The following is a 14,760-nucleotide window of genomic DNA, read 5'->3' on the forward strand; positions in this document are numbered from 1 at the left end:
CTCACCTCGCCTCTTCCGCCGACGCCACCTGCATCTTGTGACGCGCGTATTCTTCGCCAAACTTCACCGCCGAAGCGGTCATGATGTCGAGGTTGCCCGCGTACACCGGCAGGTAGTCGCCGAGTCCCTCGACCTCGATGGAGATGCTGACGAGATCGTCCTGGAAGATGGGCTCGCGGTTCAACCGATACCCCGGGACGAACGTCTGCACGTGGCGCACCATCTGTTCGATGGACTCGAGCACCTTCGCCTGGGTGGTCGGGCTCGCGTCCTCCATCAAGCAGTAGATGGTGTCGCGCATGAGAATGGGAGGCTCCGCCGGGTTGAGGATGATGATGGCCTTCCCTCGCTTGGCGCCCCCGATGGCCTCGAGCGCGCGCGCCGTGGTCTGGGTGAACTCGTCGATGTTCGCCCGCGTACCGGGGCCCGCGCTCTTGCTGGCGATGGTGGCGACAATCTCCGCGTACCGCACGCCGACCACGCGGCTCACGGCGTACACCATCGGCACGGTGGCTTGGCCGCCGCAGGTGACCATGTTGACATTCGGCGAATCGAGGTGCTCCTCCAGGTTGACCGCCGCGATGACGTATGGGCCGCGCGCTGCCGGCGTCAAGTCGACCGCCTGGATGCCTGCTTCGCGCAGGAGCTTGGCATGGCGCACGTGGGCCTTCGCGCTCGTCGCGTCGAAGACGATGTCCGGTCGAACCCCCTGTTCGAGGACCGCCTTGAGGCCGTCCGCCGACGTCTCAAGCCCCATCTCGCGGGCGCGCCGCAGGCCGTCCGATTCCGGGTCGATGCCAATCATCCACCGCGGTTCGATCCACGGGCTGCGCTTCAGCTTGATCATCAGATCCGTCCCGATGTTTCCGGACCCGACGATCGCGGCACTGAGCTTTTTCAATCCGAACCCTCTCCTTTCGCCCACACGAACTCCACGCTGCCCAGCGGCCCAAAGGACAGCTGGACGCGATCGCCAGGCCGAATGGGCACCGCGGCGCTGACGGCGCCGGACAACACGACGTGACCCGCGCGAAGCGGCGTGCCGAGTTCGGTCAGGGTGTTGGCGAGCCAGGCCACGGCCTTCGCCGGATGCCCCATCACCGCCGCACCCGCGCCCGTCTGAGCGACCTCTCCGTTCAGCTTCAGGACGCCGCCCACCGTCTCCAGGTCGACGCCGGCAATGGCGGTGGGCAGGTTCCCCAAGACAAAGCAACCGGCGGACGCGTTGTCGGCCACGGTGTCCACCAGCCGAATGCGCCAGTCTGCGATCCGGCTGTCAATCACCTCGATGGCGGGCACCACGGCCCGGGTCGCCGCCAAAACCCGGTGCAGATCGACGCCCGGTCCGACGAGATCCTCTGCGAGAATGAATGCAATCTCCGGCTCGACCTTCGGTTGAATCAGCGGGAAGTCGACGGCCGAGCCGCTCTCAAACCACATCGAATGAAACAAATGCCCAAAGTCGGGCTGATCCACGCCGAGTTGCAGCTGCATCGGCTTGCTGGTGAGGCCAATTTTGTGCCCCACGACGCGATCGCCGGACGCCACGCGCCGCTTCACATTCAGGAGCTGGATGTGGTAGGCGTCCTGCACCGAAAGGTCGGGGTGTTCATCCGTCAGAGGCGGAATGGGCGACTGCTCGCGCTCCGCGCGCCACAGCGCCTCCGCCAGGGATTCCAGCCGTTCGCTCATCTCATCCACTCCGATCACAGCTTAATGCAGACGTTTTTCAGCTCCGTGAAGAATTCGAAGCTGTGCACGCCACCTTCGCGCCCGATGCCGCTTTGCTTCATACCGCCAAATGGCGTCCGCAGGTCGCGGAGGAACCAGGTGTTGACCCAGATCACGCCCGCCTCCAGTTCGCCGGCGACGCGGTGCGCGCGCTTGAGGTTCGACGTCCACAAGGTGGCGGACAGGCCGTAGTGCGTGTCGTTCGCCAGGCGAATGACCTCTTCCTCCGTGTCGAACGGCTGCACCGTCACGACCGGGCCGAACACCTCCTGCCGCGTGATCTCGCACGTCTCGTCCACGTCGACGATGACGGTCGGCTCGTAGAAGGCGCCTCGCTTCAGGTGTTCGGGGCGCTTGCCACCCACGAGTACGCGACCGCCCTGCTCCACCGCTCGCCGAACGAAGCCGTCGACCCGCTCCAGGTGTTCTTCCGAGATGAGGCTGCCGACGTCCGTCTGCGGATCCAGCGGATCGCCGACGCGAAGCTTCCGGGCGCGATCGACAAGCGCCTCGACGAATCGGTCGTAGAGCGGGCGCTCGACGTAGATGCGCGATCCGCAGAGGCACACCTCGCCCTGGTTGACGAAGCTCGAGCGCACGGTGGTCGCGATGGCGTCTTCGAAGTCGCAGTCCGCAAACACAATGTTGGGGTTCTTGCCGCCGAGTTCAAACGAGAGGCGCTTCAGCGTGCTCGCGGCCGACCGCATGACCGCCTTGCCCGTCGACGTCTCGCCCGTGAGCGAAATCAGGTCCACGTCCTCGTGCTCGGTGAGGAATTGACCCGCCGCATCGGGCCCGAAGCCGTGCACCACGTTCACCACGCCGTCTGGCACGCCCGCCTGCTTGCAGATCTCCGCGAGCCTGGTGGCGGTCATCGGCGTGAGCTCCGCAGGCTTGATGACGCACGTGTTGCCGGCCGCGAGGCACGGCGCCACCTTCCACGTCAACAAAAACAGGGGCAAGTTCCACGGCGAGATAAGCCCCGCCACGCCGACCGGGCGCCGGAGCGCATAGTTCAATGCGACGCCCTCCATCTCGAACGTCTCGGTCGAAAGACCCTTCACGAAATCGGCAAAAAAGCGAAAATTATAGGCGGAACGCGGAATGTCGAGGCTCTTCGCGAGCGAAAGAGGTTTCCCCGTGTCCGTCGTCTCGAGAAGGGCGAGTTCCTCGAGATTTTCTTCAATCAAGTTGGCAATCCGATGCAGAATCGCGGCGCGCTCCTGGGCCGTCGTGCGACTCCAGGTCCGAAAGGCCCGCCGCGCCGCGCGCACCGCCTTGTCGATCTCGGCGCGCCCTCCCTCGGCCACCGTGCCAATCCGCTCGCCTGTCGCAGGATTCAGATTATCAAACGTCCGCCCGTCTTCGGACGGCACAAAGGCTCCATCGATGAAGTGCAGCACTTGTTCCATCCTCATCCCTCGCCATCTAGGTAGGACTCAACTTGCATCGCGGTACCGGATGGTCAGCACGGGATTCCCGGACCCTGACGACGGGCCGTATCCGTGCAACTCACCTTCAAACTGCTTCCGGAGCACGCCGAGCAACACAGCCACGTGGCGGCCACCGGATTCCACGCCCGCCGCGCGCACGTACGACGGCAGCATGCTCACGGCCGACGCCTTGTCGCCCTTGACGAGATATTGACAAAATTCGCGATCCAACGCCTGTTCCGTAAGATTCGGCCATTTCTCGGGGCCGCGGCCCAGGTTGTGCGCGAGCGCCCCGCTCGCCAAGAACACCACCCGCTCCGGCGACTCCAGAAACACGTCTCCCATCACTTCGCCCCAACGCATCGACTCCTCGAGCGACGCAGCCCAGCAGACCGAGAGGGCGACGACGGGCGTGGGACGCTTGAGCAAGTACCGAAGCGGAACCACGGTGCCGTAGTCCCACACGTAGGTCGGATCGTCCACCGCGACGACCTGCAGCCCGTTTCGCTGTCCCGCCTCCACCAGTCGCCTGCCGAGCTCCGGATGACCCGGATGGTCGTACGGGACGTCGCTGATGAGATCCGGACACTCCACGGCCGTCAAAATGCCTTTGTGCCGCGGCGTGACGTCCACGTAGTGCATGAAGCTGGACATCCAGTGGCACGAAATGATCACGACGACGTCAGGCCGAATCTGGTCGATCACGTCCGCACACTTCAACATCGCCTCGACCATCGGCTTCTGAAACTCCGGAACGCGGTCCCGATGGCAGATCCTCGGCGTGTGCGGCGTGATCATGGCCAATTCCAGACTCATCTCAATCCCTCCCCGAATGAAACCGTGGGCGGCCTTGAAAGGTGCGACTGTAGGCACCCTCAGTTGCTGACCTCATCGTAGCACGCTGAAAGCGCTCGCTATACGCTCTTGTTTCTCTATGCGGAACGTGATACACCATTCCTAGAAGCGCTTACACGCCGCAAGGGAGGCGAACGCCGTGCCAAGGCAGTCAGACGCTCGCACGCTCTCGTCATTGCGCCACGCGCTGCACGCCCTGCGTTGCTTCTCTCAGGACGAACCTGAACTCGGCATCACGGAGATCTCGCGCAAACTGGGCCTCTCAAAGAGCTCCGTGCATCGGATCATGGCAACGCTCGCCGAGGAAGGGTTCGTGCACCGAGACGAGGAGACGCATCGGTATCGGCTCGGACTCTCCGTGCTGAGCCTCGGCGGCATCATCATGTCCAACCTCGAAATCTGCCGAGAAGGTCAGCACCTGCTCGAGGAGTTCGTGCACCGCTTCGACGAGACCGTTCACCTCGCGGTGTTGGAGGACTTTTGCACGGTCTACGTCAGCAAACTGGAGTGCAAACATCCCGTGCAAATCGCCACCCACGTGGGCCGCCGCAATCCGCTCTACTGCACGAGTTCCGGCAAGGTCATTCTCGCTTACCAAGACGAATCGATGGTCGAAGAGGTCATTCGCCGTGGCCTGCAGCCCTTCACGCCGAACACCATCACAGATCCGAACCGCCTGCGAACCGTCCTTGCACAGATCCGCGAAGCAGGATACGCGACGAGCGTCGGCGAACTCCGACCTGGCGTCAACAGCGTCACAGCACCGGTCCGCGATTACACGCGGCGCGTGATCGGCGCGGTCACCGCCGTGGGGCCGGCCGCTCGATTCACGGACGAGAAGATGAAATCGCTCGCCAAGACGCTCATCTCCATCAGCAAGGAGATCTCGAATCGCCTCGGCTACTATGAACGGCCGAGATCGCGCACCATCTTTCACGCGTCCCACTCGATAGGGAGGCCGACGTAATTCTCGGCGATGGTCGCGAGCCCGTGCCGCGACGACGTGATGTAATCGAGTTCTGCCAGTTGAATCTCTCGTTCAAACGGCGAGTGGTCCGGGAAACGATGCAGCATTTGCGTCATGAAGTACGAGAACCGCTCCGCCTTCCATACGCGCCGCAGGCAGATGGCGGAATACCGCCTCAGCAAGTCGTCCGATCCGTCTTCATAGTGGCGCGCGATGGCTTCCGCGAGGACGCGCGCGTCGGAGACCGCGAGATTCAGCCCCTTGGCACCCGTCGGCGGCACGATGTGAGCCGAGTCGCCCGCCAAGTAGAGGCGGCCATATTGCATCGGGGCACAGACAAAACTGCGCATCTGCACAATGGACTTCTGCAGGATGGGGCCCTCGATGGGCTCCCAGCCGTCCTCCGTGGCGAGCCGTAGGCGCAACTCTTCCCAGATGCGGTCATCGGACCAGTTGCGGATGTCGTCGTCCGCGTCCACTTGCAGATACATGCGCTGGATCTCCGGAGACCGCGTGCTGACCAGTGCGAACCCTCGGTCGCTGTTGCAGTAAATGAGCTCCCGGCTCGATGGAGGCGCCTGGGTCAGGATGCCGAGCCACCCCACAGGATACGTTTTCAAAAACTCTTGGCGAGCGCTTTCAGGGATGGCTGCGCGACTGGGCCCGTGAAATCCGTCGCACCCGGCGATGAAGTCGCACTCCAGCACCTCCAACGGCGCGTCGGGATCTCGCCGGAACCGGATGCGCGGCCGCTCGGTGTCGACGGCCTCGAGGGACACGTCCTGTACGGAAAAGAGGATCTTGCCCCCCTGCTCGAGCCGCGCTGCGACGAGATCTTTGATCACCTCGTGCTGCGCGTAGAGCGTCACGCACTTGCCTGTCAGCTCCTTCAAGGGCACGCGGCGCCCTCGGCCACGGAACCGGAATTCGATGCCCTCGTGCTCTTCACCGAATTCTTCCATGCGGGGGTGCACGCCGAGCTCTCGCATGAGATCGGTTGTGCCTTGTTCCAAGACGCCCGCTCGAATCGTCTGCTCGATGGCCTGGCGCGAACGCGCCTCAAGCACGACAGACTCCACGCCGCGCTGCGCGAGCAGCAGCGATAGCATCAGGCCCGCGGGCCCCGCGCCAATGATCCCGACCTGTGTGCGCACAGTTCCCCACCTCGCGTTCCTTTGATTGGAATCTTCGAAAAGCTTCCAAGACAAGTCTACCGCGAGGCTGAGTCATGAACGACCCTAGTGTTCCGATATGCGGAATGGTGGACGGATCGCCCTTGGTGATCCTACCCGGTCGCAGTCCACACCGGTTTTGCGTATGTGTCTGGAACGGTTTTGCGTTCTTGCCCAATGCAAAAGCGGGAGAGCCGCGCGACCTCCCGCCAAACTCACAAGGATGCCCCATCACGCAATGCCACGGGACCACTTGTACAGCTGCACCGCCGGCCGATAGACGCACATCACAAGGCCCAGGACCGCGACAAAGTGGAAGAACGCCGCGATGGCGTTGAACGCCACAAAAACGAGGAGAGCAAAATACTGCTCCCCGATGATGAAGCCGCGAAAAGGAATCAAGCTCCGCCACCGCTGGGCCCGTCGGAACCTCGACTCGCCGAGAGCCGTATCGGCGCCCGCGGACGGTGTCTCGCGTGGCTTGAACCGGATCTGTCCGTAGTACTCGAGCAGATACAGGGCGAAGAGCGCCGTCATGGCCCACGCCCACAGGGCCGTTGCGCTCGGGTGCCAGCGCGTGTAGCCGTACGCGAGGCTGAAGTAAATGGCGAACTCCTTGATGCGATCCGCGACTTGGTCCAACCAACCGCCGATGGCGGAAAATTGCTGGCGATATCGCGCCAACTGACCGTCCGCGCAATCGAAGACATAGGAGATTTCGACCAACACGAGCCCGGCGATCACGTCGCCGCGAATGCCCGTTGAAAACCCCACACATCCCAGCAAGCACAGAAATAGCGAGAACAGCGTGATCTGGTTCGGTGTCACGGGCGTGTTGCGCAACAGGTACACGAGCCGGATGGACAACGGATAAAACAAGTAATTCGTCCAGATGTCAATGGGCCGCTTTGCACATGCGTCGATGCGCTGGAGCTCAGACATCTCGCTCCGCCCCTTGCGCGGCGAGGAGCCGAGGCACCACACTTTCCACGGCGTACTCATAGTCCTCGGGAAAATCGATCTCGACGCAGGGAAGACCCGTGACGTCCACAGGAACCAAGCCCGATTTGTCTTCCAATTGGTCCAGGGCGTACTCAAAGAACTGCATCTCGTTGCCTTCCACGGCGAGATCGAGCACCTTTTGGCGGAATCGCTCGGCGAATTGACCCGCGAACTTCGCCACGCCGATAAACTCGCCTTCGCACGCCGAGGGATCCAGGTGCTTCCCAATGGCGACAATCTGCCCCGACCGAACCTCCACCTTCACCTCTTCGTCCCTGCACTGTTTCTTGTCGATTGCGAGATAGCCGCCCTCTTTTCCCGGGGCGAGGCGCTCGAGAATGCGCGCGTCATAGACGACATCTGCGTTCATATAAAAGAAATCGCCGCGCCAGCCGCGCAACGCATGGCTGAGCGAGAACAGCGTGTTGGTCGACTCATAGGCGGGATTTTCGATGAATCGCACGCTGAAGGCTGGATAATGCGTCTGGACGTAGTCCTGAACCATCTCTTTCCGGTAGCCCACGACCATCATGACGTCGTGAACGCCGTTTGTGTGAAGCGCTTCAAACTGCCAGTCGATGACCGCCTTCGGCCCCACCGGCAATAGGCATTTGGGTCGATCGTCGGTCAGCGGCCGCATGCGGCGCGACACGCCAGCCGCCAGGATGATTGCGGTCGGTTTCATCTCGGTATTCCCCCATAACCCGCGACTGCATGATGCTTGTCCACGGTTGCCAGAATGGTTCGCCAAAAATGAGCCCGATATACGACTATACGTTGCCGAATCTACAAAAAAACCTCAAAATCCGACACCCCTCGAGGGCGTCTCTCAAACCGCGACGGCGTATGACAAATTCTCGCCTCATGTAAAGTATTCTTACATAAAGCATTGACGTCGATTCGGAACGACTCCTATAATGAGCGCTGTTCAGCGCTGCACAGTGGGAGGAATCGAACTTGACGCCGCGCGATATTCTCGAACTCATGAAGCAGCACGAAGTTCAGATGGTGGATTTTCGCATTGTGGACGTCCCGGGCCGCCAGCATCACGTCACCGTGCCCGCGGCCGAGATCGACGAAGAGGTCTTAGAACGAGGAGTCGCATTCGATGGATCGAGTGTCCCTGGGTTCCGGGGCATCGAAGAGAGCGATATGGTGATGCGCCCGGTGCTCGAGACAGCCTTCTTAGATCCGTTCACGGAGGTCCCGACACTCGCCGTCACGTGCAACGTGTACGAACCGAGTGGGAACCGGTACGAGCGAGATCCCCGTTATATCGCGGAGAAAGCGGAACAATATCTGAAGTCGACGGGCATCGCGACAACCGCGTACTTTGGGCCGGAGCTGGAGTTCTTTATTTTCGACGACGTCCGGTTCGACTCCACGCAGAGCGGTGCGTTTTACGCCATCGACTCCGAAGAAGCGGTGTGGAACACCGGCACCGGCGCGAAAAACCTTGGCTATCACGTGAAGAACAAGAGTGGCTATTTCCCCGTCGCACCGACGGACACGCAGCAGGATATCCGCACCGAAATGGTGCTCGAATTGATGAAGGCGGGCATTCGCGTCGAGCGGCATCACCACGAGGTGGCAACGGCGGGTCAGGCGGAAATCAACTTCCGATTCGGCACCCTCACCCGCACCGCGGATACGGTCATGACGTACAAGTACATCGTGCGCAACGTCGCCCGCCGGCACGGCAAGACGGCCACGTTTATGCCGAAGCCGATTTTCGGCGACAACGGTTCGGGCATGCACGTTCACCAAAGCTTGTTCAACGGCGACGAACCGCTGTTCTACCGCGAAGGCGGCTATGCGAATCTGAGCGACATTGCGCTTCAGTATATTGCGGGCATTCTCTATCACGCGCCGGCGATTCTCGCGTTCTCGAACCCGAGCACGAACTCCTACAAGCGACTGGTGCCTGGGTACGAAGCGCCGGTGAACCTGGTGTTCTCGCGCGGCAACCGCAGCGCAGCCATTCGCGTTCCGGTGGCGGTTGTTTCGCCGAAGACCGCGCGCATTGAGTTCCGCACGCCGGATTGTACGGCCAACCCGTACCTCGCGTTCGCGGCGATGCTCATGGCCGGCTTAGACGGCATTCGCAGAAAACTGGATCCGACGGAACTCGGATTTGGTCCCATCAACAAAAACATCTACGAGCTTTCCGCGGAGGAAAAGGCGCAGATCAAGAGCGTGCCAGGCTCGCTCGGCGAGGTGCTCGACGCGCTCGAAGCGGATCACGAGTTCCTCCTGGAAGGCGGCGTCTTCACGAAAGATTTCATTCGCAACTGGATCGATTTCAAGCGGAACAACGAACTGGCGCCGCTCCACTTGCGCCCGCATCCCTACGAGTTCTCGCTGTACTTCGATCTGTGATGATGAAGAGGCCGCGCGCCCGCTTCTGGGTCGCGCGGCTTCGTGTCGTCAACGCGCGCTATCCCTTCTTCGTGCTTCCCCGAAAGCGGCGGCCAGCGCGCAAATGAGCGCGTCGCGGAACATGCCGGATCGGGTGATTCGACCGCCAGTCAACACGCCGATGGCCCCATCCCCGTGGCGAAGCCCCGTCATCCCCATCCACGCGTCCATCACGTCGCCCAGTTCCCTACCGGCGCGAATGCCTTGTGCGATCTCGTCCGGCAGCATCATGCGCAGGCCGCCCCCGACCGCCACCTCGTCGTCGCCGTACGCCACCGCTGCCCAGTTGACGAGCATCATGCCGTGCTCCGTCTCCTCGACGCCGCCTTCAAGTCCCACGCCGACGTGAGCGCCGGTCTCCTTCCTCGCTCGCTTCGCCCGCTCGACGGCTCCGCGCCGCGTCTCCTCGTCTGACAGCGGCTGCGCTCGCACGCCTGACGGGACGTTCACGCACTTCATCTCCCACGAGACGCCGAACGCGTGCAATGCCTGCTCCACCGCGTCTCGCTTCGCGCGGTTCAGCGATCCAAGCGCCACGCGCATCGTCGCTTCATTCCGCATCTTCCACTCACCACCTGCCCGCCTTCATTGTAGCGATCCCGTCCGCCGTGATCGACATGGGACGACCGAATCTCCCATATTCGCAACTTAGCCGATGTTGTATGATAGACATGCGTTCTGGACAGGTCCGGGAGGTTGAAAGGTGAGCCAACAGACGTTGCGATATGACGTGGTCGTGGTCGGCGGTGGAAGCGCCGGTGTTGCCGCGGCGGTGGGCGCGGCGAAGCTCGGGGCAAGGACACTCATTGTCGAGCGCAACCCGTATTTTGGCGGCGCGGCGACGCACGCCTCCGTGCTGACCATCTGCGGTTTGTTCGCCCAACGGGAACCGCTTGAGCCGGTCGTGGGCGGCGTGGGTCGGCGGCTTCTCGAGAAACTGGACGAGATCGGCAAATATTACGGGCCCATTCGAAATCCCGGGTCTGGAAATGTGATTGTTCCCTTAGACGCTGAGGGCACCAAGTTCGCTCTCGACCAATTGATCCTCGAAGCGGGCGTCGAGGCGAGACTCCACACGACCGTCATCGGCTGTGACGTCGAGCGAGAACGAATTCGCGCTATCCACTGTTTCCATCACGGCGGGGTATTCTCCATCGAGGCCACGTCGTTCGTGGACGCGAGCGGCGAAGCGGATCTCGCTTTCATGAGTGGCAACGGCGTCCGCTACGGGGACGAGGAAGGCCGCGTGCAGGCGGGCACCCTGGTGATGCAGTTCGGCGGCGTCTCTCCGGAAGTGCAGCTTCACCGACACCAGTTCACTGCGGCCGTGTGGCAGGCCAAGCGGCAAGGAGACACCGTGCTCACGAAGGACAGAGGCATGGTGGTTCGCCTGCCGGGATCGCAACACGTGCTCGCGCTCTTCGCCGACGAGGCAGTCAACGGGCTGGACAGCGCCAGCCTCACGCAGGCGGAAATGTCGGCGCGCCGGCAGGCGTGGGCCTATCTTGAGGCCTTTCGTCAACATGTGCCCGGGTTCAAGGATGCGTACCTCGTCGCAACGGGCCCGAGCATTGGTGTGCGTGAGACCCGACATGTCGATGGCGAATACCGCTTAACCGGCGAAGAGGTCTTGAATGCGGCAAAATTTGAAGATGCCATTGCTCGAGGCGGATGGCCGGTAGAGATCCACCAGCCCGGCGAGCCGCCCCGCTACCAGCACATCCGGGATCGCGCGTACTACGAGATCCCGCTGCGTTCCCTGAAAGCGCGCGATCGCGCCAATCTCTGGTGCGCAGGGCGGGTGATCGACTGCGATCCGACGGCGTTCGCTTCCGCGCGCGTGATGGGCACGGCGCTCGCCACCGGTCATGCCGCGGGCGTCGCCGCCGCGCTGCAGGCGTCCTACGGCGAGGCGCCTGCGGCCGCAACCGTTCGGGCAGAGTTGCAGCGACAGGGCGCGATGATTTGACCCGCAGGGATCCGCAAGCGAAAGGGCCTGCGACGTCAGATGACCATCTGCAGGCCCATGTACACGCCAAACGCCATGACGATGAAGGATAGCCCGGTCACAACCCATCGGTACCATCCGCGCATGCGGTACTCGGGCGGAAGCGCGCGGCGCTCGAGCAGCAACAGGAAGCCGAGGACAATGGGCAACAGGAGCGAATTCATCACCTCGGTGTCCACCGAGAGGTTGATCAAGTTCACGCCGCTGAAGACGAGTATCGCGCCGCCGATGTGCGCCAGGCTGTACACCGCGTAAAACGCCTTCGCGTCCTTCCACCGGGTGTTCAGACTGTGGCGAATGCCCGTGACCTCGCCAATGCCCCACGCGCCCGCAAGCGACACGACGAGTGCGGCCACAAAGCTCGCGCCGAGCATCCCCAGGCCGAAAATCACCTTCGCGGCGGCAGCGCCGAGAAACGGCGTCAATCCTTGCGCGATGTCGCCTACGGTCTCAAGGGGCGTGTTCGGGTGCGTGCGCCCCACCGTCGCCGCGATCATCACGACCACGGCGATCATGATGACCTGCGTCAGTATGGATCCAAAGAACGTATCCCAGCGAGCAAACCGAAGGTCGCGCAGGGTCAGTTTTCGATCCACCACCGCCGACTGCTGATAAAAGATCATCCAGGGCATGATAACGGCTCCCACATTCGCCGCGAGCAGGTACACATAGCTCGGATGGTTCAGCGGCACCGTCGCCAGACCCCGCAGCAACTGATGCCAGGAGGGATGCGCGAGCAGCGCTCCCGGCACCAAGGCCAGCTCAAACAACCCCATGGCGATCCCGACGCGTTCCACGCGCTTGTAGCTCCCCGTCAACGCCAAGGCAATCAGGAGGACGGTCGCGGTGGATACCGTGTAATACGGCGAGATGCCAAACAGTTCTCCCACGCCCGCAATGCCGGCAAACTCCGTGACCAACGCGCCGATAGCAGACAAAAACAGCGTAGACACGGAAATCCAGGCCCATCCGCGGCCGAAGTGATATCGGATCAATTCCCCGTGTCCGCGCCCTGTGACAAGCCCAAGGCGCACCGTCACTTCTTGCACCAAATAGACAATCGGTATCAAGATCAACTGGGGCAAAACCATGGCGTAGCCCCACACGGCGCCAGACTGTGCGGCTGTAATAATGCACCCTGCGTCGGTGTTGGCGAGCATGACGATGATACCAGGACCTACCTTAGCAAGGAGCTGCCACCAAAACCCTCGCGCCGCGCGAGGCGCCTCGGCCTGCATGACGTCCGTGTGTCCCATCAAGTTCATTCCTCTCGTTGCAAACACCATCTTGCCGCGGATAGGATATGGGATAGACGGAGTTTGCCCAATCTCTTTTCTATGGTTAGTCTAACCTAACTAGAAACTTGATTTCAATGGTCAACATTCTCTGGAGGTGTCCGCGCATGGCGCAGATCGAAGATTTTCAAAAACTCGACATCCGGATTGGGACCGTCGTGAGAGCCGAGCCGTTTCCCGAAGCGCGGAAACCGGCCATCAAGCTGTGGATCGACTTTGGAGAGGCGATAGGGGTGCGCGCTTCGAGCGCGCAAATTACGCGGCGATACACCCCGGAGGAACTCGTGGGCAGACAAGTCGTCGCCGTCACCAACTTCCCGCCGCGGCGCATCGCCGGATTTTCGTCGGAAGTGCTGGTACTCGGAGGGCTGCCCGAAGAAGGGGATGTCGTCTTGCTCAAACCCGACGTCCCCGTGCCAAACGGTACACCCATCGGATGAGCGGTCGCGTCATGCCCGCTCTCCGGCGGCGGCGCCGGTCCCATCGGCATACGGGTAAAAGTAATGGTAAAACTCGTACATCTGATGTTTGTCATACACTGACGCGTCCGGATCAGGGTTTGGTACGTCGATGACACTGCCGAGCGACGTTCCGTAGCGGCTGAACACGTCGCCGTCAAAATGATAGTCCTTTACATCCACAGATGGATTCGCCATGGGCTGAAACCCTGTGCCAATGGAATTGAACACGATCACGCCTGAAATCACCCATGGACCGGAGACCTTGCGCTCTTCGAGATAGACGGACTGCGCGAGCCACCCACCCATTGAATGCCCCGTCAGCACCACATGAATCGGGGACTGATGAACCGCCTGTGAGGCCCTGTTGCAGGCTAGGATGAAGAACGACTTCGCGGGTGCGAGTTGGTCAATCATGTTGGGAACGCTCAAATAAATTCCGGCGTCCGCAACGAGGTCCATCACGTTGTTCGTCGTCCCTCGGTACGAGATGACGACATCCGACCCTTTCTGGTAAGCCACGGCGTAAAATCCCGCTTGGGACTCCTCGTTGTCGACGGCTAGCACGCGCCATCCCCGTAGATCGGAAAAGAACTCGTTCACCGCCTGGGTATACGTCTCATGCCAGTCCATGCTGTTCACCCGCTCGATTTCGCCGAGGAGAGACTTGGGCCCGCGGTGGACGAGCGCCTCTTCTTCCATCTCGTCGAACGACTGTCCCACTTCCGCCGCCAGATTCACATAAGACAAATCCGTCATTTTCATCAACACGCCGTCATAGATGCCGTTGGTGACATCGGATACCGATAAGGCGGAAGCCGAAGGTTTTACATCGGGGGCGCGCACAATGGCATTGACGGTCAGAAACCGGAAGGGCACGACGAGCATCGCGGACGCGGCCGTAAACGCGAAGAGTCGCTTCCAAAACGACGGCGATCGCATTCGCTGTGCCTCCTCCCTTCTCCGACGCCAGCAGTATACCATACCCGCCCGGCGAGAGGACTGTGAGCCGTTCACAAATCCCTGTATATTTGTTGCCACGATCCGACGGATTCAAACAAGAGGCGGGCGCGCCTCAACTGGGGCACGCCCGCCTCATTCATCGATTCCGACCTGCGACGAACTGCATCTATACGTGAAACTTTCTTGTTTTGGACAAAAGGCGATCGGTCAGCAACTGCGAATTCAAAAAGTCCCGCGGACTAATGGTCGGCGTTTGGATGGCATGATTGGACGCGAACGTGAGGAACAAGCGCTTGGGCTTGCCGTACTTTTCAATCACACTCGCCTTCGTCATGCCGTGGCGCGTCATGCAGTGCACGGACGTCAGTTCCTGCAACAGTTCGTTGCAGATCGGACAGGTGACCACGTGGCATTCCCCTTTCGCCGCCTAGCCGAGATTCCGATGCGACAGCCTGAGA

The 14,760-nt window shown here is 61.6% G+C and carries 15 protein-coding genes; 4 read left to right on the plus strand and 11 right to left on the minus strand.

Features of this window, described 5'->3' with window-relative positions:
* Position 1: 1 nt before the first annotated feature.
* The 4 genes from TC41_RS06990 to TC41_RS07005 are packed head-to-tail and all read right to left on the minus strand — an operon-like array spanning position 2 to position 3,980.
* Positions 2–901, minus strand: a complete 900-nt coding sequence (locus TC41_RS06990) for an acetaldehyde dehydrogenase (acetylating) (protein WP_041695150.1) — start codon at positions 899–901, stop codon at positions 2–4.
* Complete coding sequence (locus tag TC41_RS06995; RefSeq protein ID WP_041695151.1) at positions 898–1,692, minus strand: 2-keto-4-pentenoate hydratase; 795 nt, start codon at positions 1,690–1,692, stop codon at positions 898–900. Before TC41_RS06995 ends, TC41_RS06990 begins: the two co-directional genes overlap by 4 nt.
* A 14-nt stretch (positions 1,693–1,706) precedes the next feature.
* On the minus strand, positions 1,707–3,143 hold the full coding sequence (locus TC41_RS07000) for an aldehyde dehydrogenase (protein ID WP_014464321.1): 1,437 nt from the start codon (positions 3,141–3,143) through the stop codon (positions 1,707–1,709).
* A gap of 27 nt (positions 3,144–3,170) precedes the next feature.
* Complete coding sequence (locus TC41_RS07005) at positions 3,171–3,980, minus strand: DODA-type extradiol aromatic ring-opening family dioxygenase (protein ID WP_012810941.1); 810 nt, start codon at positions 3,978–3,980, stop codon at positions 3,171–3,173.
* 178 nt (positions 3,981–4,158) lie between these two features.
* On the opposite strand from TC41_RS07005, the gene TC41_RS07010 reads away from it, so the two are divergent.
* Positions 4,159–4,986: an IclR family transcriptional regulator gene (locus tag TC41_RS07010; protein WP_041695153.1), complete on the plus strand. Its 828-nt coding sequence runs from the start codon at positions 4,159–4,161 to the stop codon at positions 4,984–4,986.
* Here the strand turns inward: TC41_RS07010 and TC41_RS07015 are convergent.
* The 3 genes from TC41_RS07015 to TC41_RS07025 form a co-directional block, all read right to left on the minus strand.
* Positions 4,953–6,140 (minus strand): 4-hydroxybenzoate 3-monooxygenase, encoded by a 1,188-nt coding sequence (locus TC41_RS07015; RefSeq protein WP_014464323.1) that lies wholly within the window; start codon positions 6,138–6,140, stop codon positions 4,953–4,955. The genes TC41_RS07010 and TC41_RS07015 overlap by 34 nt on opposite strands.
* A gap of 249 nt (positions 6,141–6,389) precedes the next feature.
* Complete coding sequence (locus tag TC41_RS07020; RefSeq protein WP_014464324.1) at positions 6,390–7,100, minus strand: CDP-alcohol phosphatidyltransferase family protein; 711 nt, start codon at positions 7,098–7,100, stop codon at positions 6,390–6,392.
* The gene (locus tag TC41_RS07025; protein WP_014464325.1) at positions 7,093–7,845 is read right to left on the minus strand and encodes a phosphocholine cytidylyltransferase family protein; all 753 of its coding nucleotides are present in this window, start codon (positions 7,843–7,845) and stop codon (positions 7,093–7,095) included. The genes TC41_RS07020 and TC41_RS07025 overlap by 8 nt, the downstream gene beginning before the upstream one ends.
* A gap of 272 nt (positions 7,846–8,117) precedes the next feature.
* Here TC41_RS07025 and glnA point away from each other — a divergent pair, with 272 nt between their 5' ends.
* Positions 8,118–9,539: a type I glutamate--ammonia ligase gene (glnA, locus tag TC41_RS07030; RefSeq protein ID WP_014464326.1), complete on the plus strand. Its 1,422-nt coding sequence runs from the start codon at positions 8,118–8,120 to the stop codon at positions 9,537–9,539.
* A gap of 48 nt (positions 9,540–9,587) precedes the next feature.
* Here the strand turns inward: glnA and TC41_RS07035 are convergent, their stop codons facing one another.
* Positions 9,588–10,139, minus strand: coding sequence for a DUF84 family protein (locus tag TC41_RS07035; RefSeq protein WP_014464327.1), 552 nt, complete (start codon positions 10,137–10,139; stop codon positions 9,588–9,590).
* A gap of 142 nt (positions 10,140–10,281) precedes the next feature.
* On the opposite strand from TC41_RS07035, the gene TC41_RS07040 reads away from it, so the two are divergent.
* Positions 10,282–11,547, plus strand: a complete 1,266-nt coding sequence (locus TC41_RS07040) for an FAD-dependent oxidoreductase (protein ID WP_014464328.1) — start codon at positions 10,282–10,284, stop codon at positions 11,545–11,547.
* 35 nt (positions 11,548–11,582) lie between these two features.
* On the opposite strand, the gene TC41_RS07045 is transcribed toward TC41_RS07040, so the two are convergent.
* Complete coding sequence (locus tag TC41_RS07045) at positions 11,583–12,851, minus strand: NRAMP family divalent metal transporter (RefSeq protein WP_237700057.1); 1,269 nt, start codon at positions 12,849–12,851, stop codon at positions 11,583–11,585.
* 137 nt (positions 12,852–12,988) lie between these two features.
* Here TC41_RS07045 and csaA point away from each other — a divergent pair, with 137 nt between their 5' ends.
* The gene (csaA, locus tag TC41_RS07050) at positions 12,989–13,321 is read left to right on the plus strand and encodes a chaperone CsaA (protein WP_041695155.1); all 333 of its coding nucleotides are present in this window, start codon (positions 12,989–12,991) and stop codon (positions 13,319–13,321) included.
* A gap of 9 nt (positions 13,322–13,330) precedes the next feature.
* On the opposite strand, the gene TC41_RS07055 is transcribed toward csaA, so the two are convergent.
* Both TC41_RS07055 and TC41_RS07060 read right to left on the minus strand, forming a co-directional pair.
* On the minus strand, positions 13,331–14,281 hold the full coding sequence (locus TC41_RS07055) for an Mbeg1-like protein (RefSeq protein WP_014464331.1): 951 nt from the start codon (positions 14,279–14,281) through the stop codon (positions 13,331–13,333).
* A gap of 187 nt (positions 14,282–14,468) precedes the next feature.
* Entirely contained in the window at positions 14,469–14,708 is a 240-nt protein-coding gene (locus TC41_RS07060) for a hypothetical protein (protein WP_008338149.1), read from the minus strand.
* Positions 14,709–14,760: the final 52 nt, after the last annotated feature.

It is taken from the genome of Alicyclobacillus acidocaldarius subsp. acidocaldarius Tc-4-1 (assembly GCF_000219875.1).
Lineage (GTDB): Bacteria > Bacillota > Bacilli > Alicyclobacillales > Alicyclobacillaceae > Alicyclobacillus > Alicyclobacillus acidocaldarius_A.